At 71.7% G+C, this 25,073-nt stretch carries 25 protein-coding genes; 15 read left to right on the top strand and 10 right to left on the bottom strand.

What is annotated here, in order from left to right:
* Window positions 1-111: 111 nt before the first annotated feature.
* Window positions 112-2,112 (bottom strand): thioredoxin domain-containing protein, encoded by a 2,001-nt coding sequence (locus ABD292_RS23960; RefSeq protein WP_344210850.1) that lies wholly within the window; start codon window positions 2,110-2,112, stop codon window positions 112-114.
* 89 nt (window positions 2,113-2,201) lie between these two features.
* Between ABD292_RS23960 and ABD292_RS23955 the strand changes: the two genes are divergently transcribed.
* Complete coding sequence (locus ABD292_RS23955) at window positions 2,202-3,353, top strand: hypothetical protein (RefSeq protein ID WP_344210848.1); 1,152 nt, start codon at window positions 2,202-2,204, stop codon at window positions 3,351-3,353.
* Between the two features lie 5 nt (window positions 3,354-3,358).
* Here the strand turns inward: ABD292_RS23955 and ABD292_RS23950 are convergent, their stop codons facing one another.
* The 3 genes from ABD292_RS23950 to mca all read right to left on the bottom strand — a co-directional run bounded on the left by ABD292_RS23950 (window position 3,359) and on the right by mca (window position 4,763).
* Window positions 3,359-3,646 carry a GNAT family N-acetyltransferase gene (locus ABD292_RS23950; protein WP_344210846.1) on the bottom strand — a complete coding sequence of 96 codons (288 nt, stop codon included), beginning with the start codon at window positions 3,644-3,646 and terminating at the stop codon, window positions 3,359-3,361.
* Entirely contained in the window at window positions 3,647-3,796 is a 150-nt protein-coding gene (locus ABD292_RS23945) for a hypothetical protein (RefSeq protein ID WP_344210844.1), read from the bottom strand.
* Between the two features lie 82 nt (window positions 3,797-3,878).
* Complete coding sequence (gene mca / locus ABD292_RS23940; RefSeq protein WP_344210842.1) at window positions 3,879-4,763, bottom strand: mycothiol conjugate amidase Mca; 885 nt, start codon at window positions 4,761-4,763, stop codon at window positions 3,879-3,881.
* A 135-nt stretch (window positions 4,764-4,898) separates the two neighbouring features.
* Here mca and ABD292_RS23935 point away from each other — a divergent pair, with 135 nt between their 5' ends.
* The 12 genes from ABD292_RS23935 (at window position 4,899) to phoH2 (ending at window position 15,971) form a co-directional block, all read left to right on the top strand.
* Window positions 4,899-5,318: a DUF4307 domain-containing protein gene (locus ABD292_RS23935; RefSeq protein ID WP_344210840.1), complete on the top strand. Its 420-nt coding sequence runs from the start codon at window positions 4,899-4,901 to the stop codon at window positions 5,316-5,318.
* Between the two features lie 108 nt (window positions 5,319-5,426).
* A complete protein-coding gene (gene greA, locus ABD292_RS23930; RefSeq protein WP_020545145.1) occupies window positions 5,427-5,927 on the top strand; it encodes a transcription elongation factor GreA in 501 nt (166 codons plus the stop codon).
* 62 nt (window positions 5,928-5,989) lie between these two features.
* The gene (locus ABD292_RS23925; protein ID WP_344210837.1) at window positions 5,990-7,282 is read left to right on the top strand and encodes a C40 family peptidase; all 1,293 of its coding nucleotides are present in this window, start codon (window positions 5,990-5,992) and stop codon (window positions 7,280-7,282) included.
* Window positions 7,283-7,350: 68 nt separating this feature from the next.
* The gene (locus ABD292_RS23920; RefSeq protein ID WP_329589876.1) at window positions 7,351-7,872 is read left to right on the top strand and encodes a hypothetical protein; all 522 of its coding nucleotides are present in this window, start codon (window positions 7,351-7,353) and stop codon (window positions 7,870-7,872) included.
* A 248-nt stretch (window positions 7,873-8,120) separates the two neighbouring features.
* Complete coding sequence (locus tag ABD292_RS23915) at window positions 8,121-9,914, top strand: phosphoenolpyruvate carboxykinase (GTP) (RefSeq protein ID WP_371249886.1); 1,794 nt, start codon at window positions 8,121-8,123, stop codon at window positions 9,912-9,914.
* A 69-nt stretch (window positions 9,915-9,983) separates the two neighbouring features.
* The gene (locus ABD292_RS23910; protein ID WP_344210834.1) at window positions 9,984-10,976 is read left to right on the top strand and encodes a TIGR04222 domain-containing membrane protein; all 993 of its coding nucleotides are present in this window, start codon (window positions 9,984-9,986) and stop codon (window positions 10,974-10,976) included.
* On the top strand, window positions 10,963-11,781 hold the full coding sequence (locus ABD292_RS23905) for an MbnB/TglH/ChrH family RiPP precursor modification enzyme (RefSeq protein WP_344210832.1): 819 nt from the start codon (window positions 10,963-10,965) through the stop codon (window positions 11,779-11,781). Before ABD292_RS23910 ends, ABD292_RS23905 begins: the two co-directional genes overlap by 14 nt.
* Window positions 11,778-12,158 carry an SCO6045 C-terminal-like domain-containing protein gene (locus ABD292_RS23900; RefSeq protein ID WP_344210830.1) on the top strand — a complete coding sequence of 127 codons (381 nt, stop codon included), beginning with the start codon at window positions 11,778-11,780 and terminating at the stop codon, window positions 12,156-12,158. The genes ABD292_RS23905 and ABD292_RS23900 overlap by 4 nt, the downstream gene beginning before the upstream one ends.
* A 19-nt stretch (window positions 12,159-12,177) precedes the next feature.
* Window positions 12,178-13,056: a DUF7064 domain-containing protein gene (locus ABD292_RS23895; protein ID WP_344210828.1), complete on the top strand. Its 879-nt coding sequence runs from the start codon at window positions 12,178-12,180 to the stop codon at window positions 13,054-13,056.
* A gap of 62 nt (window positions 13,057-13,118) precedes the next feature.
* Window positions 13,119-13,625, top strand: coding sequence for a hypothetical protein (locus tag ABD292_RS23890; RefSeq protein WP_344210826.1), 507 nt, complete (start codon window positions 13,119-13,121; stop codon window positions 13,623-13,625).
* 51 nt (window positions 13,626-13,676) lie between these two features.
* Window positions 13,677-14,438 (top strand): isoprenyl transferase, encoded by a 762-nt coding sequence (locus tag ABD292_RS23885; protein WP_344210824.1) that lies wholly within the window; start codon window positions 13,677-13,679, stop codon window positions 14,436-14,438.
* 207 nt (window positions 14,439-14,645) lie between these two features.
* Window positions 14,646-15,971 carry an RNA 5'-3' helicase PhoH2 gene (phoH2, locus tag ABD292_RS23880; RefSeq protein WP_344210822.1) on the top strand — a complete coding sequence of 442 codons (1,326 nt, stop codon included), beginning with the start codon at window positions 14,646-14,648 and terminating at the stop codon, window positions 15,969-15,971.
* Here the strand turns inward: phoH2 and ABD292_RS23875 are convergent.
* From ABD292_RS23875 to ABD292_RS23865, 3 genes are read right to left on the bottom strand one after another with little or no spacing between them, the layout of a single operon-like run.
* Window positions 15,961-16,476, bottom strand: coding sequence for a hypothetical protein (locus tag ABD292_RS23875; protein WP_344210820.1), 516 nt, complete (start codon window positions 16,474-16,476; stop codon window positions 15,961-15,963). The two genes, phoH2 and ABD292_RS23875, sit on opposite strands and share 11 nt — an antisense overlap.
* Window positions 16,473-17,885: an ATP-binding protein gene (locus ABD292_RS23870; RefSeq protein WP_344210818.1), complete on the bottom strand. Its 1,413-nt coding sequence runs from the start codon at window positions 17,883-17,885 to the stop codon at window positions 16,473-16,475. The genes ABD292_RS23875 and ABD292_RS23870 overlap by 4 nt, the downstream gene beginning before the upstream one ends.
* Window positions 17,886-17,899: 14 nt before the next feature.
* Window positions 17,900-18,574, bottom strand: a complete 675-nt coding sequence (locus tag ABD292_RS23865) for a response regulator (protein ID WP_344210816.1) — start codon at window positions 18,572-18,574, stop codon at window positions 17,900-17,902.
* Between the two features lie 283 nt (window positions 18,575-18,857).
* Between ABD292_RS23865 and ABD292_RS23860 the strand changes: the two genes are divergently transcribed.
* A complete protein-coding gene (locus ABD292_RS23860; protein ID WP_344210814.1) occupies window positions 18,858-19,562 on the top strand; it encodes an aggregation-promoting factor C-terminal-like domain-containing protein in 705 nt (234 codons plus the stop codon).
* 93 nt (window positions 19,563-19,655) lie between these two features.
* Window positions 19,656-21,653, top strand: coding sequence for a glycosyltransferase family 2 protein (locus ABD292_RS23855; protein ID WP_344210812.1), 1,998 nt, complete (start codon window positions 19,656-19,658; stop codon window positions 21,651-21,653).
* Here the strand turns inward: ABD292_RS23855 and ABD292_RS23850 are convergent.
* Genes ABD292_RS23850 through ABD292_RS23840 form a run of 3 tightly spaced genes read right to left on the bottom strand, consistent with a single transcriptional unit; the run spans window position 21,646 to window position 25,072 of the window.
* Window positions 21,646-22,803: an alpha/beta hydrolase family protein gene (locus ABD292_RS23850; RefSeq protein ID WP_344210810.1), complete on the bottom strand. Its 1,158-nt coding sequence runs from the start codon at window positions 22,801-22,803 to the stop codon at window positions 21,646-21,648. The genes ABD292_RS23855 and ABD292_RS23850 overlap by 8 nt on opposite strands.
* Window positions 22,803-23,801: an alpha/beta fold hydrolase gene (locus tag ABD292_RS23845; RefSeq protein ID WP_344210808.1), complete on the bottom strand. Its 999-nt coding sequence runs from the start codon at window positions 23,799-23,801 to the stop codon at window positions 22,803-22,805. Before ABD292_RS23845 ends, ABD292_RS23850 begins: the two co-directional genes overlap by 1 nt.
* Window positions 23,798-25,072 carry an MFS transporter gene (locus ABD292_RS23840; protein ID WP_344210806.1) on the bottom strand — a complete coding sequence of 425 codons (1,275 nt, stop codon included), beginning with the start codon at window positions 25,070-25,072 and terminating at the stop codon, window positions 23,798-23,800. The genes ABD292_RS23845 and ABD292_RS23840 overlap by 4 nt, the downstream gene beginning before the upstream one ends.
* Window position 25,073: the final 1 nt, after the last annotated feature.

Genomic DNA, 25,073 nt, shown 5'->3' with positions numbered 1-25,073 from the left:
AGGGCGGGGACGCCGGTTGCGCGGCTGGGCGGCCCTGTCGGCTGGGTGGGGGCGCCGGTTGCGCGGCCCTGGTGGCTGGGCCGCTGCTACCGTCCCGCGATGATGCGTGGGTCAGCCGGCTGCAAGTTGGGTGCGTAGGGCGTCCACGGTGGTCACCGGGAGGCGGCAGGTGAAGCCGCGGCAGACGTAGGCCGCGGGGGCCTCGTCGATCGGGCCGCGGCCCTCCAGCAGGGCGGGGAACACCTCCTCGGCGGGGGCGAGCGCCTCGCCGGTGCCGCCGCGCGTGGCGGCGTCGCCGTCGCCGAGGGCGACCACCAGCCCCGGTACGTCGGCCAGCAGCGCCGCCCGGTGCAGCGCCGCGCGCCGGGGATCGTCGGGGGCGCCCACGATCGCCACCTCCACCGGCCCGTCCAGGGCCGCCCGCGCCACGGCGAGGCCCCACCCGGCGAAGCGCGCGTGCCCCGGCGCCAGCACCGACACCGTGCCGAGCGCCGCCTCGGCGGCCTCGCGGTGCCGGGCCGAGCCGGTCAGCGCCGCGTACGACAGCAGGGCGCCCGCCGCCGCGAACTGGCCGGACGGGGTGGCGTTGTCCGTCGGGTCCTGGGGTCGCTGGAACAGCCGCTCGGCGTCGTCCGCCGTGTCGTAGAAGCCGCCCTTGCCGTCGGAGAAGCGGTCGAGCACGATGTCGAGCAGCGTGCCCGCCAGCCGCAGCCACCGGGCCTCGCCGGTGACGCCGTAGAGGGAGATCAGGCCCTCGGCCAGGTTGGCGTGGTCCTCCAGCACGCCGGCGTTCGCCCCCGCCCGGCCGTCCCTGGACGTGCGCAGCAGCCGGCCGTCCACCACGTGGACGCGGGCCAGCAGCTCCGCCGCGCGTTCGGCGGCGGCCACCAGGTCGGGCCGCTCGAACACCACGCCCGTCTCGGCGAGCGCCGCGATGGCCAGGCCGTTCCATGAGGCCACGACCTTGTCGTCGCGTCCGGGGCGCACGCGGCGCTCCCTGGCGGCCAGCAGCCGCTCGCGTACGCGCTCGTGGCGCGCGGAGTCGTCGGGGTCGCTCAGCAGCTGCAGGACCGACGTGCCGTGCTCGAAGGTGCCGGTGACCTCGAACAGCCCGGTCGCCCACCGCCCGTCGTCCGCGCCCAGGACCTCGTCGAGCTGGTCGGGCGTCCAGACGTAGAACTTGCCCTCGACGCCCTCGCTGTCGGCGTCGAGCGCCGAGGCGAAGCCGCCCTCGGGGGTGGTCATCTCGCGCAGCAGCCAGTCGGCCGTCTCCAGCGCCACGCGCCGGGCGAGGTCGCCGCCGCCCGCCTTCCACCAGTGGGTGTAGACGCGCAGCAGGAGCGCGTTGTCGTACAGCATCTTTTCGAAATGGGGGACGACCCAGCCGGCGTCCACGCTGTAGCGGGCGAAGCCGCCGCCGAGCTGGTCGTAGATGCCGCCGCGGGCCATGGCCTCCAGCGTCCGCGCGCTCATCTCGCGCTCGCCCGAGCGCAGCAGGAACTCCAGCACCATGGACGGCGGGAACTTCGGCGCGCCGCCGAAACCACCCCGGACCGGGTCGAACGACTCGCGCAGGTTGTCCATCGCCCGCGCGAGCGTCTCCGGGCCGGGCAGCGGGCCTGAGGGCAGGGCGGTGTTGTCGTTGAGCGCCTCGACGACCTTCGCCCCCTGGCTGAGCACCGACTCCCGGTCGCCCGTCCACACCCTGTGGACCTCCTGCAGCAGGCGCTGGAAGTGGGGGCGCGGGAAGTAGGTGCCGCAGTAGAACGGATGGCCGTCCGGCGTCGCGAACACCGTCATCGGCCAGCCGCCCTGGCGGGTCATGGCCTGTGTGGCGCCCATGTAGACGGCGTCGACGTCCGGCCGCTCCTCGCGGTCGACCTTGACGTTGACGAAGTGCTCGTTCATGAGCCGGGCGGTGCCCGCGTCCTCGAAGCTCTCATGGGCCATCACGTGGCACCAGTGGCAGGCCGAGTAGCCGACGCTGATGAGCAGCGGCACGTCCCGCCGCCGGGCCTCCGCGAACGCCTCCTCGCCCCACGGCCACCAGTCGACCGGGTTGTCGGCGTGCTGGAGCAGATAGGGGCTGGTGGAGCCTGCCAAGTGGTTCATCACGACCTCCTCGGCCCACCCTAAACCGCGGGCCCGCCGACTCCGGTGACCGCCAGCGCCGTGGCCCCGGGCGGCGTAGGTTACGGAGGGTGGATGTGGATTTCGTCTGCGCGTTCGCCGACCGGCCGCCGGGCCGTCTGACGCGCAGGGACGTGGCCAGGGCGCTGCTCGCCGTGCCCTCGGGCGTGGCGCTGGTGGCGCTGCCCGACCTGCGGCGGGCGCTGCTCGCGGCCGGCAACCCGCTGTCACGGGCATTCTGGGACTCCGCCAAGGCGACGCTCGGCTCGATCGAGGCGGGCGTCGCCACGGTCGGTGACGTCCAGCGCTGGCTGGAGTCCACGGGCACCGAGCCGATCCTGATGACGCCCGGCTACTTCGTCTGGCCCGAGGAGGACGAACGCGGGCCGGTGGCCGCCGAGATGCACCGGCGGCTGGTCGCCCACCTGGAGGAGCGGGTGGCGGCCGGCGAGATCGACCCCGACGCGCTGGCCGGGGGCGATCCCGAGGCGCGGGCGGCGTACGAGGAACTGCAGGAGCGCTGGCTGGCCACGCCGCTGCCCGACGGCCGGACGCCCGAGCAGGCGGTCAACGACGAGCAGGACGAGGAGCTGTTCGCCGCCTGGGACGAGGAGGAGGCGTTCGCGCTGGCGGAGCTGCGCCGCATACTCGGCGACCTGCCGCGCCGGCCCGAGCCGCCCGCCGCCGAGCTGGACGCGGCCGGGGCGCGCCTGCGCGAGCTGCTGGCCGAGCCCGGCTACCCGGCGAACGTGCTGCGCGCCTGCGCGGGGCTCGACGACCGGCCGATGCCCCGCGACGACCGCGAGCTGTGGCTGACGGTGGCGGCGGGCGTCGCCGGCCCGGTCGCGGACCTGCCGGAGAGCGGGGACGAGCTGGTGGAGTTCGCCGACCTCGAGCGGCGGCTCAGCGAGGAGGACCTCACCCTCGCCAACCTGTGCGCCATCCAGCACGCCGACTGGCTGGCGGCCGTGACCGCGCTGGCCAGGCTGGGGCCGGGGGTGCTCGCCTCGCCGGAGCGGATCGCCCGCCTCATCGCCGAGTCGGAGGACATCGAGAGCGAGGAGCAGGACGAGGAGGAGCTGGAGGCCACCGAGGGCTTCTTCGCGTCCGTGGTGCCGCTGTGGGCGTGCCTCGGCATCGTCGACGCCGGCGGCGTGCTCACGCCGCTCGGCTGGTGGGGGCTGCCGGAGGCGCTGGAACGGGCCTGGACGCCCGCCGAGTGATCGGCTCAGTCCTTGGCGTCCACGAGGTTCGCGAACTCCGGGTGGCGCTCGATGTACTTCGCCACGTAGGGGCACAGCGGCACGACCCGCAGCCCGGTGTCGGCGCTGACGCGCAGGGCGTGGTCGACCAGCCGGCCGGCCAGGCCCTGGCCTTCGTACAACGGGGAGACCTCGGTGTGCGTGAAGACGACCTTGGTGGGCAGCAGGCGGTAGTCGGCGAACCCGGCGACCTTGCCGTCCACCAGGATCTCGAAACGGCTCTCCGACGAGTTGTCGACGATCTCGATCGGCATCTACTCGGCCTTCTTGTCGTCCGTGTCGCGCACGTCGCCCGCCCGCGGCACCTCGATCTTCGCCATCTGCCTGTTCATGGACTTGATCAGGAAGTAGAGGGCGAAGCCGATGAGGGCCACGACGACGAAGCCGAGCAGACCCGGACTCACATCACCTGCTGCTAGATAGGTCACACTTCCAGTATGCCGCCGCGACCTCGTGGTCCGGCCCCCGGCAGCCCCAGCGGCAGACTCAGTGGCAGGCGGGCGAGACGTCGTCGGCGTGGATGCCGGCGAACAGGTCGTCCTCCGGCAGCTCGGTGTCGACCAGCGAGCGCGCCAGGTGGTAGTCCTCGGTGGGCCAGATCTCCTGCTGCAGCTCGCGCGGGCAGCCGAACCAGAAGCCCTCGGGGTCGACCTGCGTGGCGTGGGCCAGCAGCGCCTCGTCGCGGATGTCGAAGTAGTCGCCGCACGGCACCCGGGTGGTGACCGGCCACTTGGCCGGGCGGTCCTCCCAGCGGGAGATCCAGTCGGAGTAGGGGGAGCCGAGCCCGCGCGAGGTCATGGCCTCGTGCAGCGCCTCGAAGCGCTCCTTGGTGAAGCCCATCTGGTAGTAGAGCTTGAGCGGCTGCCACGGGTCGCCGGTGCCCGGGTAGCGGTCGGGGTCGCCGGCCGCCTCGAACGCCTCGACCGACACGCGGTTGGTCATGATGTGGTCGGGGTGCGGGTAGCCGCCGTCGTCGTCGTACGTGAGGATCACGTGCGGCCGGAAGTCGCGCACCGCGGCCACCAGCGGGCGGGAGGCGTCCTCCAGCTTCTGCACGGCGAAGCAGCCGTCGGGCAGCTGCTCCTCCTCGCTCTCCGGCAGCCCGGAGTCGACGAAGCCCATGAAGCGCTGCTGCACGCCCAGGATCTCGCGGGCGCGCTCCATCTCGGCCCTGCGCACCTCGGCGATGTTGGCCACGATCTCGGGGCGGTCCATCTTGGGGTTGAGCACGGATCCGCGTTCACCGCCCGTCAGGGTGCACACCAGGACTTCCACACCTTCGCGCACATAGCGCGCCATCGTCGCGGCGCCCTTGCTCGACTCGTCATCGGGGTGGGCGTGGACGGCCATCAGCCTCAGCGGTGCACTCACGGGCTCGATGTCTCCTCAGTCGGACCGGTCACTTAGTTTGTCTGCAGGCGGTCGTGAGGGTCAGGTCGTGTACCGGGACCCCCGCGGGCGACAATTGTCTCGGATAACGCTCAGGGAGTGCAGGGAGATTCCACCATGGTCACCAGAGATGTCGGGAACGGACCCGTTCTCGGCACCCCCGACGAGCTGCCCGACGGCCCGAGGCGCCGGGGCAGGCTGGTCGTCCACGTCGTCATCGGCGTCCTGGTGGCCATCATCGCGGGCGGGTGGGGCTACGTGATGTGGTCCATGACCGCGGGCGGGTCGGAGGCGCCGGCGCAGGTGATCATGTTCGACGTGGTCGGCCCGACGCAGGCCGAGATCACCTTCCAGGTCTACAAACCGGATGACAGGGCGGCCGTCTGCCGGATCAGGGCGCTGGACGTCAACCACGGGGAAGTCGGCAGCAAGGAAGTAAGAATCCCGGCTGGTGAGGGTAGTAAGCAGCTCAAGGAAAGCCTGGACACCAGTGCCCAGGCGACTTCCGTCCACGTCCAGTACTGCAATCTCGTATAGTGAGACATTTGGGGAAGCGAACCGACGGTTGACTTGTTAGCCTTTCGCAATTCAACCGTTGGAAACCTCAAGTGATCTCAGGGCCCCCTAGGCAAGCAAGGAGAACCCGTGGCCGACTCTCGCGATGAGAACGTCACATGGCTGACGCAGGAGGCGTACGACCGCCTGAAGGCGGAGTACGAATATCTCTCCGGCCCCGGGCGCGTCGACATCGCCAAGAAGATCGAGGCCGCCCGTGAGGAGGGCGACCTGCGCGAGAACGGCGGCTACCACGCCGCCAAGGACGAGCAGGGCAAGATGGAGGCCCGGATCTTCCACCTCCGTCAGATCCTCGACAACGCCCAGGTGGGCGAGGCCCCCAAGGCCGAAGGCGTGGTCGGGCCCGGCATGACGGTGACCATCCGGTTCGTCGGTGACGACGACGAGGTCACCTTCCTGCTCGCCTCGCGCGAGGAGAGCGGTGCGCCGATCGACGTCTATTCGCCGAAGTCCCCCCTCGGAGCGGCGATCAACGGCAAGAAGATCGGTGAGAAGGCGACGTACTCCATGCCCAACGGGCGCCAGAACACCGTCGAGATCCTGGAGGCAGTGCCGTACGTCGGCAACTGACGCCGGAGGAGACGAACCGCCGGGCCCCCGCTGGTCCGGCGGCTTTCGTGCATGGACCCGTCATGCACCCCCACGCCCCGCACGGGCATCCCGTGTACGGCCATCCCGGGCAGGGGCCAGGGCATCCCGGGCATGGGCCAGGGGGGATCCGGCAGGATCTCACCTTTCTCGTCCAGTCCCGTAAGCGCCGCGATCCGGTCAAGCTGGTGCCGTTCATCGTGGTGGCGCTGGTCGCGGTGCTGACGGCCGACGTGCTGCTGCTGGCCCAGCCGCCGCAGGGCGAGCCGGACGGCCCCGTGGCCGCCCACCCCACTCCCCGGCAGACGCTGCTGGCCGAGCGCCGGCCGCAGAAGCAGACGCCCGTCCGCACCGTCCGGCCGGTGGCGCCGCTGCGCAAGCTGCACAAGCCCAACCTGTTCGTGCTCACCCGCAAGCCGTTCACCGAGGCGCAGTTACGCAAGGTGAGCCGGCTGCGCGGGGTGCGGGCGCTGGAGCTGGCCGACGCCGCCTCGATCACGCTCGACGGCAAGCGGGTGCAGACCCTCGCGGTCGATCCGTCCACGTTCCGGGCCTACACCCCCAAGGTGACCGCCTCCTCCGACGCGCTCTGGCAGAACGTCGCGGCGGGCGACGTCGCGGTGTCGTTCGTGCTCGGCAACGACGGCGGGCTCTCGCTGCACCGGCAGGTGCGCGGGCCGGCCGGGACGATGCGCATCGGCGCGTACGCGACCACCGGCTTCGGCGCGGTCGACGCGGTGGTCTCCAAGGAGGTCGGCCGGACGCTCGGCCTGCCGCGGGACAACGCGCTCATCGTCAGCGCGCCCGCCGCCGACACCGCCGCCCTGCGGAGCCGGATTCTCAAGGCGCTGCCCAAGGGCACCCAGGTCGCCAGCGTCAACCCGGTGCTGTCGCAGCCGCAGCAGCAGACCGCGCGCAACTGGCCGGCGGGCTCGTTCATGACGGGCGAGCAGGTTCAGGTGGCGCTCAGGGCCGCGGCGTCCAAGCTGGGGCGGCCGTACGTGTGGGGCGCGGAGGGCCCGAACACCTTCGACTGCTCGGGGCTGGTGCAGTGGGCCTTCGCCCAGGCGGGCGTGCGGATGCCGCGCGTGACGCACCAGCAGTGGGTGACCGGGCCGCAGGTGCCGCTGTCGCAGGCGCAGCCGGGCGACCTCATCTTCTGGCGGTCCGACCCGACGAACCCCGACTACATCTCTCATGTGGCGATCTATTGGGGCAACGGGCAGATGATCCAGGCGCCGCGCACCGGCGACGTGGTCAAGATCTCGAAGGTCTACACCAGGAACCTCGCCGGCGTCGTACGGGTCAGCCCGGTCGCCGCCGCCAAGGTCCGCTGACCCCTCTCGAAGGCGACACCCTCCTTCCCTGACGTGCCTGCGGTCTGTAAATGTGTAATGGTGATTACATGACTGCAGAAGACATGACGGCGGAGGTCCGGGGCTGGTTCACCGGGCGGCTCCCCGAAGGCTGGTTCACCGGCGCCCCCGAGATCGTCAGGGACCGCGAGGAGATCGCGGTCGTCGGCACGCTCCCCGATCCGCCCGAGGACACCCCCGAGGCCGAACGCGCGGCCCTGGTCGAGGGCCTGGCCCGCAGGTTCAGGGAGGAGACCAGGGAGCGGCGCATCGAGATCGCCCGCGAGGCCGAGCTGAGGTTCCGCCAGAAGGTCTCCTGGGGGGTGTCCTGCGGCGGGTTCACCGTGATGTTCACCACACTGTCCGTGCCGGTCATGACCCGCCTGCGCCAGTCGGAGCGGCAGGTGCTCGACACGCTGGTGGCCGCCGGCGTGGCCCGCAGCCGCAGCGACGCGCTCGCCTGGTGCGTACGCCTGGTCGGCAGGAACGCCGACACCTGGCTCACCGATCTTCGCGACGCCCTTCAGCATGTCGACCGCGTTCGCGCCGCGGGCCCGGACGTCGATTCATGAAGCGGTACAGGGGAAACGGCACGATGAATGGACTAAACCACTGCGGAAATTGGTTTAGACCATCGCTATTGGACTGGACCACTCAATGTTAATTCTCTTTTAAATCCGCTGCGGTTGGGTAGGCTCCCCCAATCGCCAGGGCCCCTGCCTGCGACGACGGCCCCGCCAAACAGGTCTATGCCAATTGGCCTTCCGGCCGTTCCGTCGTTGATGATGACTGGGCCCTGAGAGAGTGGAGGAGCGCAGTCGTGTCCGTGACCGTGGAAGTGCCCACGCCGACGAGCAATCGCGAATTGGCCGCGTGGGTGAAAGAGATAGCAGTCCTTACCGAGCCCGATCGGATCGAGTGGTGCGACGGCTCCGAGGAGGAGTGGACCCGTCTCACCAACCTGCTCGTGGAGCAGGGCACGCTCGTCCGGCTCGCCGCCCGTCCCAACAGCTTCTACGCCAAGTCCGACCCCAGCGACGTCGCCAGGGTCGAGGACCGTACCTTCATCTGCTCGGAGCGCCCCGAGGACGCCGGGCCGACGAACAACTGGATCCCGCCCGCGGAGATGCGGCAGACCTTCGGCAAGCTCTTCAAGGGCTGCATGCGCGGCCGGACGATGTACGTCGTCCCGTTCTGCATGGGCCCGCTCGGCGGCGAGATCTCTCAGGTCGGCGTCGAGATCACGGACTCGCCGTACGTCGCCGTCTCCATGCGGATCATGACCCGCATGGGCGAGCGCGCGCTGCGCCTCATCGAGGAGCGCGGCGACTTCGTCAAGTGCGTCCACTCCGTGGGCGCGCCGCTGGAGCCCGGCCAGGCCGACGTGCCGTGGCCGTGCAGCTCCACCAAGTACATCAGCCACTTCCCCGAGACCCGCGAGATCTGGTCGTACGGCTCCGGCTACGGCGGCAACGCGCTGCTCGGCAAGAAGTGCTACGCGCTGCGCATCGCCAGCGTCATGGCCCGCGACGAGGGCTGGCTGGCCGAGCACATGCTCATTCTCAAGCTCACTCCGCCCTCCGGCGAGACCCGCTACATCGCCGCCGCCTTCCCGAGCGCGTGCGGCAAGACCAACCTCGCCATGCTCCAGCCCACCATTCCCGGCTGGAAGGTCGAGACCGTCGGCGACGACATCGCCTGGATGCGCTTCGGCGAGGACGGCCGCCTGTACGCCATCAACCCGGAGGCCGGCTTCTTCGGCGTCGCGCCCGGCACCGGCCAGGTCACCAACGCCAACGCGGTCAAGACGCTCTGGGGCAACAGCATCTTCACCAACGTCGCCCTCACCGACGACGGCGACGTGTGGTGGGAGGGCCTGACCGACGAGCCGCCCGCGCACCTCACCGACTGGAAGGGCCGCGACTGGACGCCCGACAGCGACGAGCCGGCCGCCCACCCGAACGCCCGCTTCACCACGCCCGCCGCCCAGTGCCCGACCATCGCACCCGAGTGGCAGGACCCGAAGGGCGTGCCCATCTCCGCGATCCTGTTCGGCGGTCGCCGCGCCACCGCCGTGCCTCTGGTCACGGAGTCGCTGAGCTGGGAGCACGGCGTCTTCCTCGGAGCCAACGTCGCCTCCGAGAAGACCGCCGCGGCCGAGGGCAAGGTCGGCGAGCTGCGTCACGACCCGTTCGCCATGCTGCCGTTCTGCGGCTACAACATGGGCGACTACTTCGCCCACTGGCTGAGCATCGGCCGGCGCGAGGGCGCCGTGCTCCCGCGCATCTACTACGTCAACTGGTTCCGCAAGGACGCCGACGGCAACTTCATCTGGCCCGGCTACGGCGAGAACAGCCGCGTGCTCAAGTGGATCGTCGACCGCCTCAACGACGAGGCCGACGCCGTCTCCACGCCGATCGGCCTGCTGCCCGCCGAGCTCGACACCGAGGGACTCGACCTCTCCGAGGACGACCTGCGCACGCTGCTCAGCGTGGACCGCGAGATCTGGCGCGAGGAGGCGGCGCTCATCCCCGCGCACTTCGAGAAGTTCGGCGACCACCTGCCGAAGGAGCTGTGGAAGGAGTACAACGCCCTGCTCGACCGGCTCGGGTAGCGCCCTTGTCCGGTGCGGCGGCGCCGTCGTACGTTGATGGCGCCGCCGCACCGATCACAGGGGGGCACCGTGGGCTACGTCCTGCTCGTCGCCGCTGTCGGCATGCTGATCACGGTCCGGGCGGTCGGCGCCTGGGTCGAGGCCGAGATCCGGCGGGTCGCCGGGGCCGAGCCCGGCGGCCGCGGGCATCCTCTGGAGCCGTACGAGCTGGCCTACCTGACGGGCGGGCCACGCAGAGCCGTGAACACGGCGCTGGCCGTCCTCGCGACGGCCGGCGCCGTCCGCGTGTCCAGGGGCTCGCAGGTCACCGCCGTGGACGGCGCCGCGCCCTCGCCGGTGCCGATCGAGCAGGCCGTGCTCGACGCGCTCGCCTCCAGGCCGGGCGGTCACCACGCCGCCGAGCTGCGGTGGGAGCTGGCGGCGCATCCCGCGCTGGCCGCGCTCGCCGCCGGGCTTGAGGCGCGCGGGCTCCTCGTGCCGCCGGAGGCGTTCAAGGAGGCGCGGCGGCGCAGGAAGTGGCTGGTGGCCGTCACCTGGGCGGCGGCGGTCTTCGTGGTGGCGTTGAGCGTGCTGGACGCCACGGACGCGCTCGGCCCCGACGCCGTCTTCCTCCCCACGTTCCTCGTGGGAGTGGCCGCTCCCGTGATCGGGCTCGTGGACTGCGTCAGGCACGGCAGGCGGCTCAGGAACGTCGTCACCCGTGAAGGGCGCGAGGTGCTGCTCTCGGCGCGGGAGCACCATCCGAGGGGCGTACGCGACCAGGGGCCGGCGGCGGCGGCCGTGGGAGTGCTGGTGGCGCTCTACGGGCTGGGGGAGGCAGGGGATCCGGCGTTGTCCAAGGAGCTGATGGCCGGCCACCCCGGCGGTGACGTGGCCGGGTCCTGCGGGGCGTACGGCGGCGGGGACGGCGTGACGTACGGCGATTCAGGCGGCGATTCCGGCGGCGCCTTCGGCGGCTCCGAGTTCGGCTCCTCCGGTGGTGGCGACGGGGGCGGGTCGAGCTGCGGGGGCGGGTCGGGCTGCGGCGGCGGCGGTGGAGGGTGCGGCGGTGGCGGCGGCTGAGCTGGGCGTGGGGATCGGCTGGCGGGCCGAGCTGGATCTCACCATCGAGCGCATGGAGGGCGTCGGCTTCGTCGAGGCGATCGCCGAGAACATCCGGCCCGGCGCGCTGCCGGAGTCGCTGCGCCTGCTCCGGGCCAGGGGAGTGCCGGTGATCCCGCACGGCGTGTCGCTCGGCGTCGGCGGGGCCGAGCCGCCCTCGGCGGGGCGGCTCGCGCACCTGGCCGCGTGCGCCGAGGCGCTGGACGCGCCGCTGGTCAGCGAGCATCTGGCGTTCGTACGCGGCGACGGCGTGGAGGCGGGGCACCTGCTGCCGATCCCGCGCACCCGGGAGTCGCTGCGCGTCGTCACCGACAACGTACGACGGGCGCAGGACGCGCTGCCCGTCCCGCTGGCGCTGGAGAACGTGGCCGCGATCTTCGGCTGGCCGGACGACGAGCTGACCGAGGGTCAGTTCCTCGCCGAGCTGGTGGAGCGGACCGGGGTGCGGCTGCTCGTCGACGTGGCCAACCTCTACACCAACCAGGTCAACCTGGGCCTGCCGGCGGTGGCCGCGCTCGACGCCCTGCCGCTGGAGCACCTGGCGTACGTGCACGTCGCCGGCGGCCACGAGCACCAGGGCATCTGGCACGACACCCACACCACGGCCGCGCCGGAGCAGGTGCTGGACCTGCTCACCGAGCTGTGCGCCCGTACCCGTCCGCCCGGGGTGCTGCTGGAGTGGGACGACCGCTTCCCGAGCGACGCGGTGCTGGCCGGGGAGCTGGACAGGATCCGGGCCGCGATGGCCGCGGGGGAGTCCGGGTGACGGACCGGGCCGCGCCCGAGGAGGAGGACCTGGCGGCGGCGCGGGGACGGCTGGCGGAGGCGCAGGGGCGGGTGGTGCGGGCGCTGGTCGCGGGCGGCGAGGCTCCCGACGGCTTCGACCCGGCCCGCCTGCGCGCCCAGGCCGAGAGCCTGGTCGCCAAGCGGCGCTCCGTCGTGGCGCGCCTGCGCCCCGACGCGGCCGTGGCCGCCGGGCCCGGCCTCGCCGCCGAGTTCGCCGCGTACGCGCGGGCCCGCGAGGAGCCGCCCCCGAACTACCGCGCCGACGCCGACGACTTCGCCGCCTGGCTGCGCGAGCGCGGCCGGCTGCCGGACCCGCCCCGCCGCCGGGCCCCTTGGTGGCGGCGGCTGCTGCCGTAGCATGCGCTTGGGAGGCGGTATGCGCGTGGTCAACATGGGCCAGTGGCCCCTGGACGAGCGGGACGAGCGGCTCCACGAGCCCGGCGGCGAGCAGCTGTGGAACGAGTCCTACTACTTCGACTTCGTGGCGGACGACGGCGAGCTGGGCGGCTACGTGCGGCTCGGCCTCTACCCCAACTGGAAGCGCGCCTGGTACTGGGCCTGCCTGGTCACCCCCGACGGCCTGGCCGCGTCCGTGATCGACCACGACGCGCCGCTGCCCGAGGATCCGGGCCTGACCGTGCGCGGCGCGGGCTACGAGGCGTCCCAGCGGATCGCCGACCCGTTCCGCGCCGCCGCGGTCCGGCTGGCCTCCGACGCGCTCTCGCTGGACCTGGAGTGGCGCACGGAGGGCGGCGCGTACGGCTACGCCATCACCCCGCGCTACGAGGTCCCCTGCGAGGTGACCGGCACGATCGACGGCCGGCCCTTCCACGGCCACGGCGAACGCGACCACAGCTGGGGCGTGCGCGACTGGTGGACGATCTCCTGGATGTGGAGCAGCGGCCGGCTGACGGACGGCACGTACGTGCACGGCATGCGCGCCAACGTGGGCCTCGACCTGCCCTGGCCGGCGTTCACCGTGCCGCCGGGCGGCGAGCCCGCGCACGCGCCGGGCTTCACGGCGGCGACCTCCTTCGACGGCGACCGCCCCGCCGGGACGGTGCTGCGGCTGCCGGGGCTGGCGGTGACCGCGCGGCCGGTCGCGTTCGCGCCGGTGACGCTGACCTCGCCCGAGGGGGAGACGGCGGTGTTCCCCCGGGCGATGTGCCGCTTCGAGGCCGAGGACGGGCGCTCCGGCCACGGCTGGACGGAGTGGCACCAGCCGCCGCTGTGGCGCTCGCACGTCTGGGTTTAGTGGTCACCCGCCGGGAAACGCAGGGGTGCATGGGGGGACTGCGCTGTGTCGACGGATCTTATTTGCGGGTCACGCCCGTGGCGTGCCGTGACAGCGTCGGCACCCCGTACGAGGTCACCCTTGAGCTGCACCGCGACGGCGCCCCGTACGGCAGCGTGGGCGAGCGCTGCGGCTGGCTGCTGAGCCGGCTGGCGCACGGCGTGGACGAGGCCCGCAGGGGCCGCGACGCGGACCGGCGGTGGGCCGATCCCGACGACAGGTTCCCCGGCGGCGAGCCGGACGGCGAGCTGTTCTCCTTCCGCTACCGCAGCAGGTCGGGACCGGCGGGCGGCGAGCTGAGCTGCCGCCTGCGCACGATCCCGCTGTGGGAGGGCAGCCGCTGGCGGGTGACGCGGCGGGCGTACGTCGAGGCGTGGGGCGCCGCGGGAGTCGGCATGCGGGCGGTGCTGACGTCGGCGGAGCTGTCGTCGTTCGTCCGGGGTCTCCTGGAGGAGGCCGAGGGATGTCTCGAAGGCAGAGATATGGCAAGGAATGCCGGAGAAGGAGCGGGCACAGATGATTCGCGGTGATAATTGCCTGTTGGGTCATTGACCGAGGGCAACCGCTGGGGAGGACACTCCGTGGGCCTGCGCGACCTGGTCTACCGGCTGTACGAACGCCGGCTGGAGGCCAAGCTGTCCAAGGACGGCATCCCCCGGCACGTCGGGGTCATCATCGACGGCAACCGCCGCTGGGCGCGCTCCATGGGGATCAGCGACGTCTCCACGGGTCACCGCAAGGGCGCCGACAAGATCTCCGAGCTGCTCTGCTGGTGCCGCGAGACCGGCGTCGAGGTCGTCACCGTCTGGATGCTCTCCAACGACAACCTCAACCGGCCGAGGGAGGAGCTGGAGCCGCTTCTCCGCATCATCGAGGACGTGACGCGGGAGCTGGTGGACCAGGGCTGGCGGATCATCCCCGTCGGCGCGCTGGACCTGCTGCCGGACCGAACGGCGAATGTCCTCAAAAACGCGAAAGAAGCGTCATCACACCGTCCGGGCCTGATTGTGAACGTTGCAGTTGGGTATGGAGGAAGACGTGAGATTGCCGATGCGGTGCGCTCACTGCTCCAGGAGCAAGCGAGCAAGGGAGCGAGCATCGAGGACCTCGTCGAGGTGCTCGATGTGGAGCACATCGCGGAGCATCTCTACACTCGCGGCCAACCCGATCCGGATCTCCTCATCCGGACCTCGGGCGAGCAGCGCCTGTCGGGCTTCATGCTCTGGCAGAGCGCTCACTCCGAGTTCTACTTCCACGAGGCCTACTGGCCCGACTTCCGCAGGGTTGACTTCCTGCGGGCGCTGCGCGATTACGCTGCGAGACATCGACGTTACGGTTCTTGACACGACATTCGGGTATCGAGGACGTAACGTTGAAAGTGTCCGACCACAGGTCGAACACTCCGGAGAGGTCCCGCCTTTGCACCACGATCCGCCGAGGGGGGCCGGAACCCGGCGCCGACGGCGTCTCGCGGTCGGGGAACGCGGGTCCGGTCCGATTCCCGCCTCGTCTGCAGGGCGCCCGCACGTGGGGCGCCCGGGGGAGAACGTGTGGCAGTGTCCTCGAGCAACCCTACGACCCAGCCGGCCAAGCGCACCTACGTGCTCGACACCTCGGTGCTGCTGGCCGACCCGGCGGCCCTGACCCGCTTCGCCGAGCACGACGTGGTCCTGCCGATCGTCGTGATCACCGAGCTGGAAGGCAAGCGGCATCACCCAGAGCTCGGCTATTTCGCGAGGCAGGCCCTGCGCTACCTCGACGATCTGCGGATCAGGCACGGCAGGCTCGACGAGCCCATGCCGACGCCGACTGGGGACGGCACACTCAGGGTTGAGCTCAATCACAGCGACCCGTCCATCTTGCCGGTCGGATTCCGCCTCGGCGACAACGACACGCGCATCCTCACGGTGGCCCGTCACCTGGCCGCCGAGGGCTGCGACGTCGTGCTGGTCTCCAAGGACCTGCCCATGCGGGTCAAGGCGGCCTCGATCGGCCTGACCGCGGAGGAATACCGCGCCGAGCTGGTGCACGAGTCGGGCTGGACCGGGATGGCCGAGATCCAGGTCACCGCCGAGGACGTCGAGACGCTCTTCGAGCACGGCACGGCCGAGGTGGAGGAGGCCAGGGAACTGCCGACCCACACCGGGCTGCGGCTGCTGTCGGCCAAGGGCTCGGCGCTCGGCCGGGTGCTGCCCGACAAGTCCGTACGCCTGGTGCGCGGCGACCGCGAGGTGTTCGGCCTGCACGGCCGCTCCGCCGAGCAGCGCATCGCGCTCGACCTGCTGATGGACCCGGAGATCGGCATCATCTCGCTGGGCGGCCGTGCCGGCACAGGAAAGTCGGCGCTGGCGCTGTGCGCGGGCCTGGAGGCCGTGCTGGAGCGCCGCCAGCACCGCAAGGTGGTCGTCTTCCGTCCGCTCTACGCGGTCGGCGGCCAGGAGCTCGGCTACCTGCCGGGCACCGAGGGCGAGAAGATGGGCCCGTGGGCGCAGGCGGTCTACGACACGCTGGGCGCGGTCACCACGCCCGAGGTGATCGACGAGGTGCTGGACCGGGGCATGCTGGAGGTGCTCCCGCTCACGCACATCCGCGGCCGATCGCTGCACGACGCGTTCGTCATCGTGGACGAGGCCCAGTCGCTGGAGCGCGGGGTGCTGCTCACGGTGCTGAGCCGGATCGGCGCCAACTCCCGCGTGGTGCTCACCCACGACATCGCCCAGCGCGACAATCTGCGGGTCGGGCGGCACGACGGCGTGGTGGCGGTGGTGGAGAAGCTCAAGGGGCATCCGCTGTTCGCCCACGTCACGCTGACCCGCTCCGAGCGCTCGCCGATCGCCGCGCTGGTCACCGAGATGCTGGAGGACATCACGATGTAGCGCTGCGGAGATCGCCGCAGGTGTACCGCCCCTCGTCCTTCGGGGGGCGGTTCTCGTTGTCACGGACGATCTTGACCTGCTCGTACGCCGCGTCCTGCTGCGCCGTGCAGACGATCTGCGCCTTGCCGAGGTCGCTCAGCGCGCCCGCGCCCCTGATGTAGACGGTCAGCGTCAGCGTGCGCGGGAGCTGCATCTCGTCGCGCTGCACGGGGTTGAGCGAGTCCTTGGTCCGCAGGTACGTGAACCCGCGCAGCGCCGTCTCCCTGTCGCCGAGCGGCTGCCCGGACGCCGCGAACAGCGCGCCGAGCAGGCTCTCCACCGTGTCGTCCCCGACGTCGGCGGGCTCCAGCGTGAGCTTGCCGTCCCTGATGAGGAAGATCGTCTTGGACGGCGGCGGGATGCTGATGGTGGGCGCGTTGCCGCGTTCCTGCACGTCGGTGGGCGAGATGCCGCAGGCGGCCGGCAGGACGCAGGCGAGCAGCGCGAGGACGGCCCTGACTCTCATGTGTGGGGCAGCCAGACGGTGAAGAGGGTGCCGGGCTCCTGGGCGCGTACCGAGATGGTGCCGCCGTGCAGGTGCACGTTCGCGCGGGCGATGGCGAGGCCGAGGCCGCTGCCCTGGCTGCGCGCCCGGCCCGCGCCGGCCTTGAAGAAGCGGTCGAAGACGTGCGGCAGCGCCTCGCGCGGGATGCCCCTGCCGTGGTCGCGCACCCTGATCTCCAGCCCGTTCTCGGTGCTGCGGGCGCTGACCACCACCGGCGGGCCGCCGTGCTTGAGCGCGTTGCCGACGAGGTTGGCCACGATCACGTCGAACCTCCTCGGGTCGAGGTTGGCGGTCAGCCCCTGGGAGGCGTTCACCTTGACCTGCTCGGTCCAGCCGCGGGTCCCCAGGCAGTCGTCGATGGCGTCGGCCACGTTGACCGGCTCCAGGTTGAGCGTGGCGGTGCCGGCGTCGAAGCGGCTGATCTCGATGAGGTGCTCGACCAGCTCGCGCAGGCGCTCGATCTCCCCGAGCACCAGCCGGACGGCCTCCGCGGGCGCCTCGGGCAGCCGGTTGGCCTCCTCCGACAGCACGTCGGCCACGGCCGTCATGGCGGTCAGCGGCGTACGCAGCTCGTGCGAGACGTCGGCCACGAACCGGCGGGACATGGCCTCCAGCGAGCGCAGCTCGGACACGCTCAGCTCCAGCGCCGCGGCGGCGTCGTTGAACCTGGCGGTCAGCCCGGCCAGCTCGTCCTGGCCGTGGACCGGCAGGCGGGTGTCCAGCCGGCCCTCGCCGAGCGCCTGGGCGGCGGCGCTCAGCCGGCGCACCGGCAGCAGCACCTGGCGGGCCGAGAACAGCGCCACGACCAGGGCGATGAGCACGATCGCGATGCCGCCCTGGAACAGCCTGGCGCGCAGGGTGTCGAGCTGGCTGACATCGGCGCGCATGGGGAAGAAGACGAACGCGCGCAGGCCGGTGGCCTCGGGCACGCCGTTCGTGGCGCGGTGGACCTCGGTGCCGACGATGAGCCACAGCTCGCCCCTGATCACCCGGCGCTGGGTGACGACGCTCTGCTTGGCGCGGCCGTAGAGCTCGTTGGGGACGTCGCGGAGGGTCATCGGGCCGGTGACGGAGACCAGGTCGCCGTACTCGACGACGACGCTCCTGCCGGGGGCGCTCATGGTCTGGGCCAGGCGGTTCAGCTCCCTGCTCGTGGGCTCGGCCTCGCCCGGCCGCGGCCGGCCGACGGGGAAGTCGACCCCGTTCAGCTCCCGTACGACGAGGTCCATGGAGGTCCGCTCGGTCCTGGTCACCAGGGCGGTCTTGGCCAGCTCGAAGCCGATCGTGGCCACGAGCATGGACGCGGTGACGGCGACCAGCGTGAACGTGATGACGAGCCGGGCGCGCAGTCCGGTGGGAAGAGGGATCACTGGGACATCACTGGTCACGGAGGGCTGAAGCGGTAGCCGAAGCCGCGCACGGTGTGGATGAACACCGGCTCGGCGGGCTTCGGCTCGATCTTGGCCCGGATGCGCTGCACGCAGGCGTCCACGAGGCGGGAGTCGGCGATGTGCGTGTGGTCCCAGACCGCCCGCAGCAGGTAGCGGCGGTTGAGCACCTGCCCGGGGTGGCGGACGAGCTCCAGCAGCAGCCGCAGCTCGGTGGGCGTCAGGTGGATCTCCTTGCCGGCCAGCGTGACCTTGAGCGCGCCCCGGTCGATGACGAGCTCGCCGAAGGTGATGCGGTCGGAGGCGGCGGACTCGGCGCGGCGCAGGATGGCCCTGATGCGCGCGTCCAGCACGCGGGGCTCGACCGGCTTGACCACGTAGTCGTCGGCGCCGGCCTCCAGGCCGACCACGATGTCCAGGTCGTCGCCGCGGGCGGTGAGCAGGATGACGGGGAGCTGGTCGAGCTTGCGCACCCGGCGGCAGACCTCGATGCCGTCGATGCCGGGGAGCATGACGTCGAGGATGGCGATCTCGGGGCGGCGGGCCCGGATGTGGTCGAGTGCCTCCTCGCCGGTCGCGTACGACGTCACCGAGTGCCCCTGACGGGTCAGCGCCAGCTCAAGTGCGGTGCGGACCGAGGGGTCGTCTTCGACGAGGAGAATGCCTGCCACGCGCACATTATCGTTCCATGTCCTGTATAGCCGGGTTGTGTCACCAAACTGTGACGTCGTGTTGAAGGCATCGGGAAGAAGGACAGAAACCCTGAAAGCGGCTTCCCTTCGGTCAACGGGGGCACGAAGGGGAGTCGCCATAGTGTGACAAATCTCACAGTATCCTGAAATAGCACGCTAACGTGCTGGTTAGCCAAGGGAACATCAAGCGATTACCGCGTTTCGGTTGCGCGGCACCCCCCAGGACAGGGCAAGCTCATGGATCGTGAGCCCCGGTCCGCGTTTGAGTGAGCGCCCCCCGACAACCGATGTCCCCTCGGCACGCCGGTCGTCGCGCCGCGTCAAGCCCAAGGCCATCGTCATCACCGTCGTCTCGCTGGCGGTCGTCGGCGGTGGCGGCACCTTCGTCGCCATGCGCGCGATCGACAACGCGAGCAAGCCGGCCGCCCCCGTGTTCTCGATGGAGGACATGGGCAAGCTGGCCAGCGGCAACCTCTCGGCGCCCGACCCCGAGACCGACGCGCTCAAGGCCGCGGCCGAGCAGGCCTTCCGCGCCGAGCAGCTCAAGAAGAACCGCGACGGCGCCGCCGACCACAAGGAGGAGCTGTCCTGGGTGGTGCCCAAGCAGGCCCCCGGCGGCGACGGCTTCCCCGCCCAGAACTTCCCGCCCGGCACCAACCCCTCGCCCGGCAGCAACAAGGCCGTCGCCAAGGCCATGCTCGCCTCGTTCGGCTTCGGCGCCGACCAGTGGGGCTGCCTGGAGTCGCTCTGGACCAAGGAGAGCGGCTGGAACGAGCGGGCCATGAACCGCTACTCCGGCGCGTACGGCATCCCGCAGTCGCTGCCCGGCAGCAAGATGGCGAGCGCGGGCGCCGACTGGCAGACCAACGCCGCCACCCAGATCAAGTGGGGCCTCGGCTACATCAAGGGCCGCTACGGCACGCCCTGCGGCGCCTGGGGTCACTCGCAGCGCGTCGGTTGGTACTGAACCTCCCAGAGGGACACCCGGCCAGGTCAACTTTCCTTCTGCAATCGGCAAGCCACCGCGCCCTGACGGCGGGGCGGGGCACAGGCTGGCCGCATGGGTGTGAAGGTCAGTGTGATCGTCAATGTCCACAATCCGGGTGACACCGCGGACGCGTGCATCCGCTCCGCCTTGGAGCAGTCGATGCCCGCGGGCGACGTCGAAGTGCTGCTCGTGGACGACGGATCCACGGACGGCACCGCCGAGCGCCTGGACGCCATCGCCGCCACCCGCCCGAACGTCCGGGCGCTCCACCTGCCCTGCACCGGCTCGCCCGCACGGGGCCGCAACGTGGGGCTGGCCGCCGCCCGTGGCGAGTACGTCTTCTTCCTCGACCAGCGCGACCGCCTGGAACGCGACGCCCTCGCCCGCATGCACGAGCGGGCCCTGGACACCGGCGCGGACGTGCTGATCGGCCGCCTGGTGCGCGACTCGGGCCCACCGATGATCGCCTTCAACCGCAGCACCGGCCGCGCCGACATCCTGCGCGACCGGCTGCTCAGCGTGCTCGGCCCGCAGCAGCTCTACCGCCGGGCCTTCCTGGAGGAGCACGACCTCGGCTTCTCCTTGACCGGCGGGCGGCTGGCCGAGCAGGCGTTCGTCATGCGGGCGTACGTGCGCGCCAAGGTGATCGCGGTGCTCGCCGAGCACGTCTGCTGCCACCTCGGCGAACGGCCCCGGCTGGAGGAGGAGCCGCACGCCATGGCGCAGGAGCTGCGGTCACTGCTCAACGACATCGACGCCTACGTCGGCGAGGGCCGCCAGCGCGACCGCATGTACGCCTACTGGTACCGCTACGCCGTCCTGCGGCCCCTGCTGACCAGCAGGTTCGCCGACTCCTCCGTGGACCGGGGCCGGCACTTCCGCCTCGTGCAGCAGCTCGTGAAGGAGCGCTTCCCCGAGAAGCTGGACCGCCACCTGCCCGTTCAGCTCCGGGCGGTGGCCGCGTTCGTCAGGACGGGCCGCCTGGACCAGATCGTGCTGCTGTCCACCTCGACCCGCCGCGGCGGCCTGCTCTCGGAGCTGACGGAGGTGCGCTGGGACGCCCACGTCCTGGTGCTCGGGCTCACCGTCGAGGTCAAGGACGGCGACGGCCGGCCCGACCGCTACCGCGTGGACGGCCCTCGCCTGCACTGGGTGCCGCCGCGCGCCATCGACCCCAAGCTGCTGCACCCCACCGTCACCAACGTGAGCGACGCCGTCGAGCGGGCCCGCATCGAGGTCTACGTACGCCACGCCGAGACCGGCGACATCTACTTCCTGCCGCTCGCCCAGCGCGTCGAGGTGGTCCAGGAGGGCCGCCGCAGGGCCCGCGTGCAGATCAAGGCCGAGGCCAGGATCGACGTGAGCAGCGCCGCGTTCGGCGAGCCGCTGCTGCCCGGCCAGTGGGAGCTGCACGTGCGCATGTACGGCGGCGCCAACCAGGCGAGAAGCCGGGTGCGCAGGGGAGAGGGCCCGCTCAACTGCCTCGGCGTGCTCGCCCAGCGGCCCCGCATGCGGCTCGTCGTGCCCTGCTGGACCGACCAGGGGGAGCTGGGGCTCGCCGTCGAGCCGCGCTCGTTCGCCGAGTCGATCGCGCTAGTGTCACCGGGGGCCGAGGTCAAGCAGCTCGACGGGCACGCCTACGTGGTGCTGCCGGTGCCGTACGTGCCGCCGAGCGGCGGCCCGCCGCTGGAGCTGGTGCTGCACAGCACCGGCCACGGCCGCGAGCGCGAGGTGAGCGCCCCCGCCCTCGCCGAGGCCGGGCTGCCCGGCAAGATCGCCGGACAGCTCGTGGCCAAGCTGCCGGTGCGGCGCATGTGGCCGGCCCCCGACCACCTCTGCCGCGGCGACTGGATGGCGTCGCTGCGCTCGGCCGAGGAGGAGATCGGGCTGCGCTTCGCGCTCAGCGTACGGCGGGGACGGGTGCAGGTGCGCCCGGCCGCCGCCGTGGACCCGAGCCGGCCCTCACCGCTCGGCAGGGACACCCCGCTGCACCGGCTCGGCCGGCGCCTGCCCGGCGTCCGGCACGTGGTGCGCCTGGCGCGCGCGGGCCGGCACCGCTATCTCACCTGACCCACCCCTCCAGCTCCTCGAACGCGCTCCTGAAGACGGGCAGCAGCGGCTTGAGCCGGTCGGGGTAGAGATCCACCAGGCTGTCCAGGTGGTTGCCGCCCTCGACCCGGTGATAGCGGAACGGCCGGTGCGGCCCGACCATCCGGGCGTAGACGTCGGAGCTGCGGGAGATCGGCAGCAGCGTGTCGAGCGTCCCGTGGACCGTGATGAGCGGCTTGGTGATCCGGCCGGTCAGCGCGATCTTGGCGACGGCCCCGTACGGCTTGCGCGCGTCGTAGTCGTAGTCCGCGGGCGCGCCCTGGTAGGACGGGTCCAGCTCCTTCTGGTAGAGCTCCTGGGTGAGCTCCCAGTAGTACTGCCGGTGGAACGGCCACAGGAACTCCGACCCGGCCGCGAACCCGGCCGCCCGCACCCCGGCCTCGTCCGGGTACGCCTTCAGCGCCGGAGGCAGGACGTTCAGCAGGTTGTCGCCCTTGAGCCGCCAGAGCGTGCCCTCCCAGTCCACGCCGCCGTCGTAGAGGTGGCCGCGGTTCTCCAGCTGCCAGCGGACGAGGTAGCCGCCGTTGGAGATGCCGGCCGCGAACGTACGGGCCGGCTGCCGGCCGTACCGCTGGCGGACCACGGCCTTGGCGGCCACCGCGAGCTGGGTGACGCGGTGGTTCCACTCGGCGATGGCGTCGCCGGGCGCGCGCCCGTCCTCGTGGAAGGCGGTGCCGACGTTGCCCTTGTCGGTGGCGGCGAAGGCGTAGCCCTTGGACAGCACCCAGTCGGAGATCGTGTAGTCGTTGGCGTACTGCTCCCGGTTGCCCGGGGTGCCGCTGACGACCAGGCCGCCGTTCCAGCGGTCGGGCAGCCTGATCACGAACTGGGCGTCGTGGTTCCAGCCGTGCGTCGCGTTGCCGGTGGAGGTGTCGGGGAAGTAGCCGTCGATCTGCGTGCCCGGCACGCCGGTCGGGTTGACGGTGGCGGCCGAGTGCAGCCCGGCCCAGTCGGCCGGGTCGGTGTGGCCGCTGGCCACGGTGCCGGCGGTGGTGAGGTCGGCCAGGCGGGCGACCACCTGCTTCTCCGCGCCCGGCACGGCGAGCTGCTGCGGGTGCTGCTGCTGTACGGGCGTCAGCAGGCTCGCGACGAGAGTGAGGGCGACCAGCATCACGCCTCGCCCAGGTGGGCGGCCAGGAGCCGGCCGAACTCGGCGGGGTGCTCCAGGTGCGGGCTGTGGCCGCACTCGGCGATGACCGCCTCGCGGTAGGCGCCGTAGCGCTCCAGCACCGCCCGCGTCTGCGTCACCATCGGCTGGGCGGGCGTGCCGGGGGAGCCGGGCACGACGCCGAGCGCGCCGAGGTGGGCCAGGTCGAACAGGGACGTGTCGGAGACGATGACGTCGTCGGCGCCCCTGATCCACAGGATGGGCGGCTTGGGGTCGATCTCCGGCAGGTCGTCCAGCCGGAAGTAGGTCGGGGACATGGTGTTGAGCACGCCGGTCTTGCCGGGGGCCACGTTCGGCCAGGCGTCGGAGGTGACCAGGTCGCCCGGGTAGTGGGCCTCGCCCACACGGGTGGTCAGCATGGCGCGGACGTAGAAGTCCTCGTCGGGGACCGGGTGCTTGACGTAGGAGGAGCGGAAGACGCTGCGCGGCGAGGTGGGCGACTCGTCCGACAGGTCGCCGGACTGGAGGCGGGCCACGAAGTCGGGGTTCGCTCCGCCGGCGCCCGCGCCCGCGCCGTCGGGGTGCGTGAGCCGGCCGTCCACGCCCTCGGTGCCGCCGAAGCCGTACGGCGAGACCGGGTTGACCAGCGTGACGCTCCGCACCACGCCGGGACGGTCACGCAGGGCCTGCATCACGACGCCGCCGCCCATGCTCCAGCCGACCAGGTGGACCGGCGCCAGATCCATCGTCTCGACCAGGTCGAGCACGTCGTCGGAGTAGTCGCGCAGGCCGCGCGTGGCGTCCACGGGGGCCGGCTCGGTGTCGCCGAAGCCACGCAGGTCCACGGCGAGCGGGCGGTAGCGGCCGGGCAGCGCCGCCATCTGGTCACGCCAGAACGCGGCCGAGGAGACGTTGCCGTGGACGAACAGCACGGGCTCGCCGCCGTCCCTGCCCTCGACGGTCAGGACGTTCTGGGTGAGCCGGGGAGTGGTGACCTTCATCGTACGTGGGTCCTTTCGGCCAGGTCGCGGCCCTGGGTCTCCCGGGCGGCGTAGACCGCGCCCAGCGTGAGGACCGCGGCCAGCCCGAGGTAGAGAGAGATGGGAAGGCTACTGGAGTACGCGCGCAGCAGGGCCACCGCGATGATGGGCGCGAGCGCGCCCGCCACGATGGCCGAGAGCTGGGCGCCGATCGACACGCCGGTGTAGCGCATCCGGGTGCCGAACAGCTCGGAGAAGAAGGCCGCCTGGGGGCCGTACATCATGCCGTGGAACAGCAGGCCGACGATGACCGCGAGGGTGATCGCCAGGAAGTTGCCGGTGTCCACCAGCGGGAAGAACGCGAAGATCCACAGCCCGATGCCGGCCGCTCCGGCCAGGTAGATCGGGCGGCGGCCGACCCGGTCCGACAGCGCGCCCCACATCGGGATCGTCACGAAGTGCACCGCCGAGGCGACGAGCACCGCGCTCAGCACGGTCGAGTTCTCGACGCCGGCGGTCTTGGCGTAGGTGATGACGAAGACGGTGAGCAGGTAGAAGGAGATGTTCTCGGCCAGGCGGGCGCCGATGGCGACGAGCACGTCCTTCCAGTGGTGGCGCAGCACGCCCACGATGGGCGCCCGCTCCTCCGGCGCCGACTTCTGGAAGACGGGCGACTCGGTGATCGACAGCCGGATCCACAGGCCGATCAGCACGAGCACCCCCGACAGCAGGAACGGCACCCGCCACCCCCACGCCAGGAACGTCTCCTCCGACTGCCAGGCGGCCAGCGCCGCCAGCACGCCGGTGGCCAGCAGGTTGCCGCCCGGCGCGCCGGCCTGCGGCCAGGAGGCCCAGAAGCCGCGGCGGGCGTCGTCGCCGTGCTCGGAGACGATGAGCACCGCGCCGCCCCACTCGCCGCCGAGCGCGAAGCCCTGCACCAGGCGGAGGCCGGTCAGCACCAGCGCGGCGGCCGGGCCGAGGGTCTCGTACGTCGGCAGGCAGCCGATGAGGAACGTCGCCGTCCCCATCATCAGCAGGCTGACGACCAGCAGGGTCTTGCGGCCCACCCGGTCGCCGAAGTGTCCGAAGACCAGGCCGCCGAGCGGCCGGGCGACGAACCCGACGGCGTAGGTGAGGAACGACAGCAGCGTGCCGGTCAGCGGATCGGACTCGGGGAAGAAGAGCTTGTTGAACACGAGGGCGGCGGCGGAGCCGTAGAGGAAGAAGTCGTACCACTCGATGGTCGTGCCGATCAGGCTGGCGGCGACGATCTTCTTGATGGAAGTGGCCATG

The organism is Nonomuraea bangladeshensis (assembly GCF_039529455.1).
Lineage (GTDB): Bacteria > Actinomycetota > Actinomycetes > Streptosporangiales > Streptosporangiaceae > Nonomuraea > Nonomuraea bangladeshensis.
The sequence above is the reverse complement of the archived record's forward strand: the minus strand, read 5'-3'. Positions and strand labels throughout refer to the sequence as shown.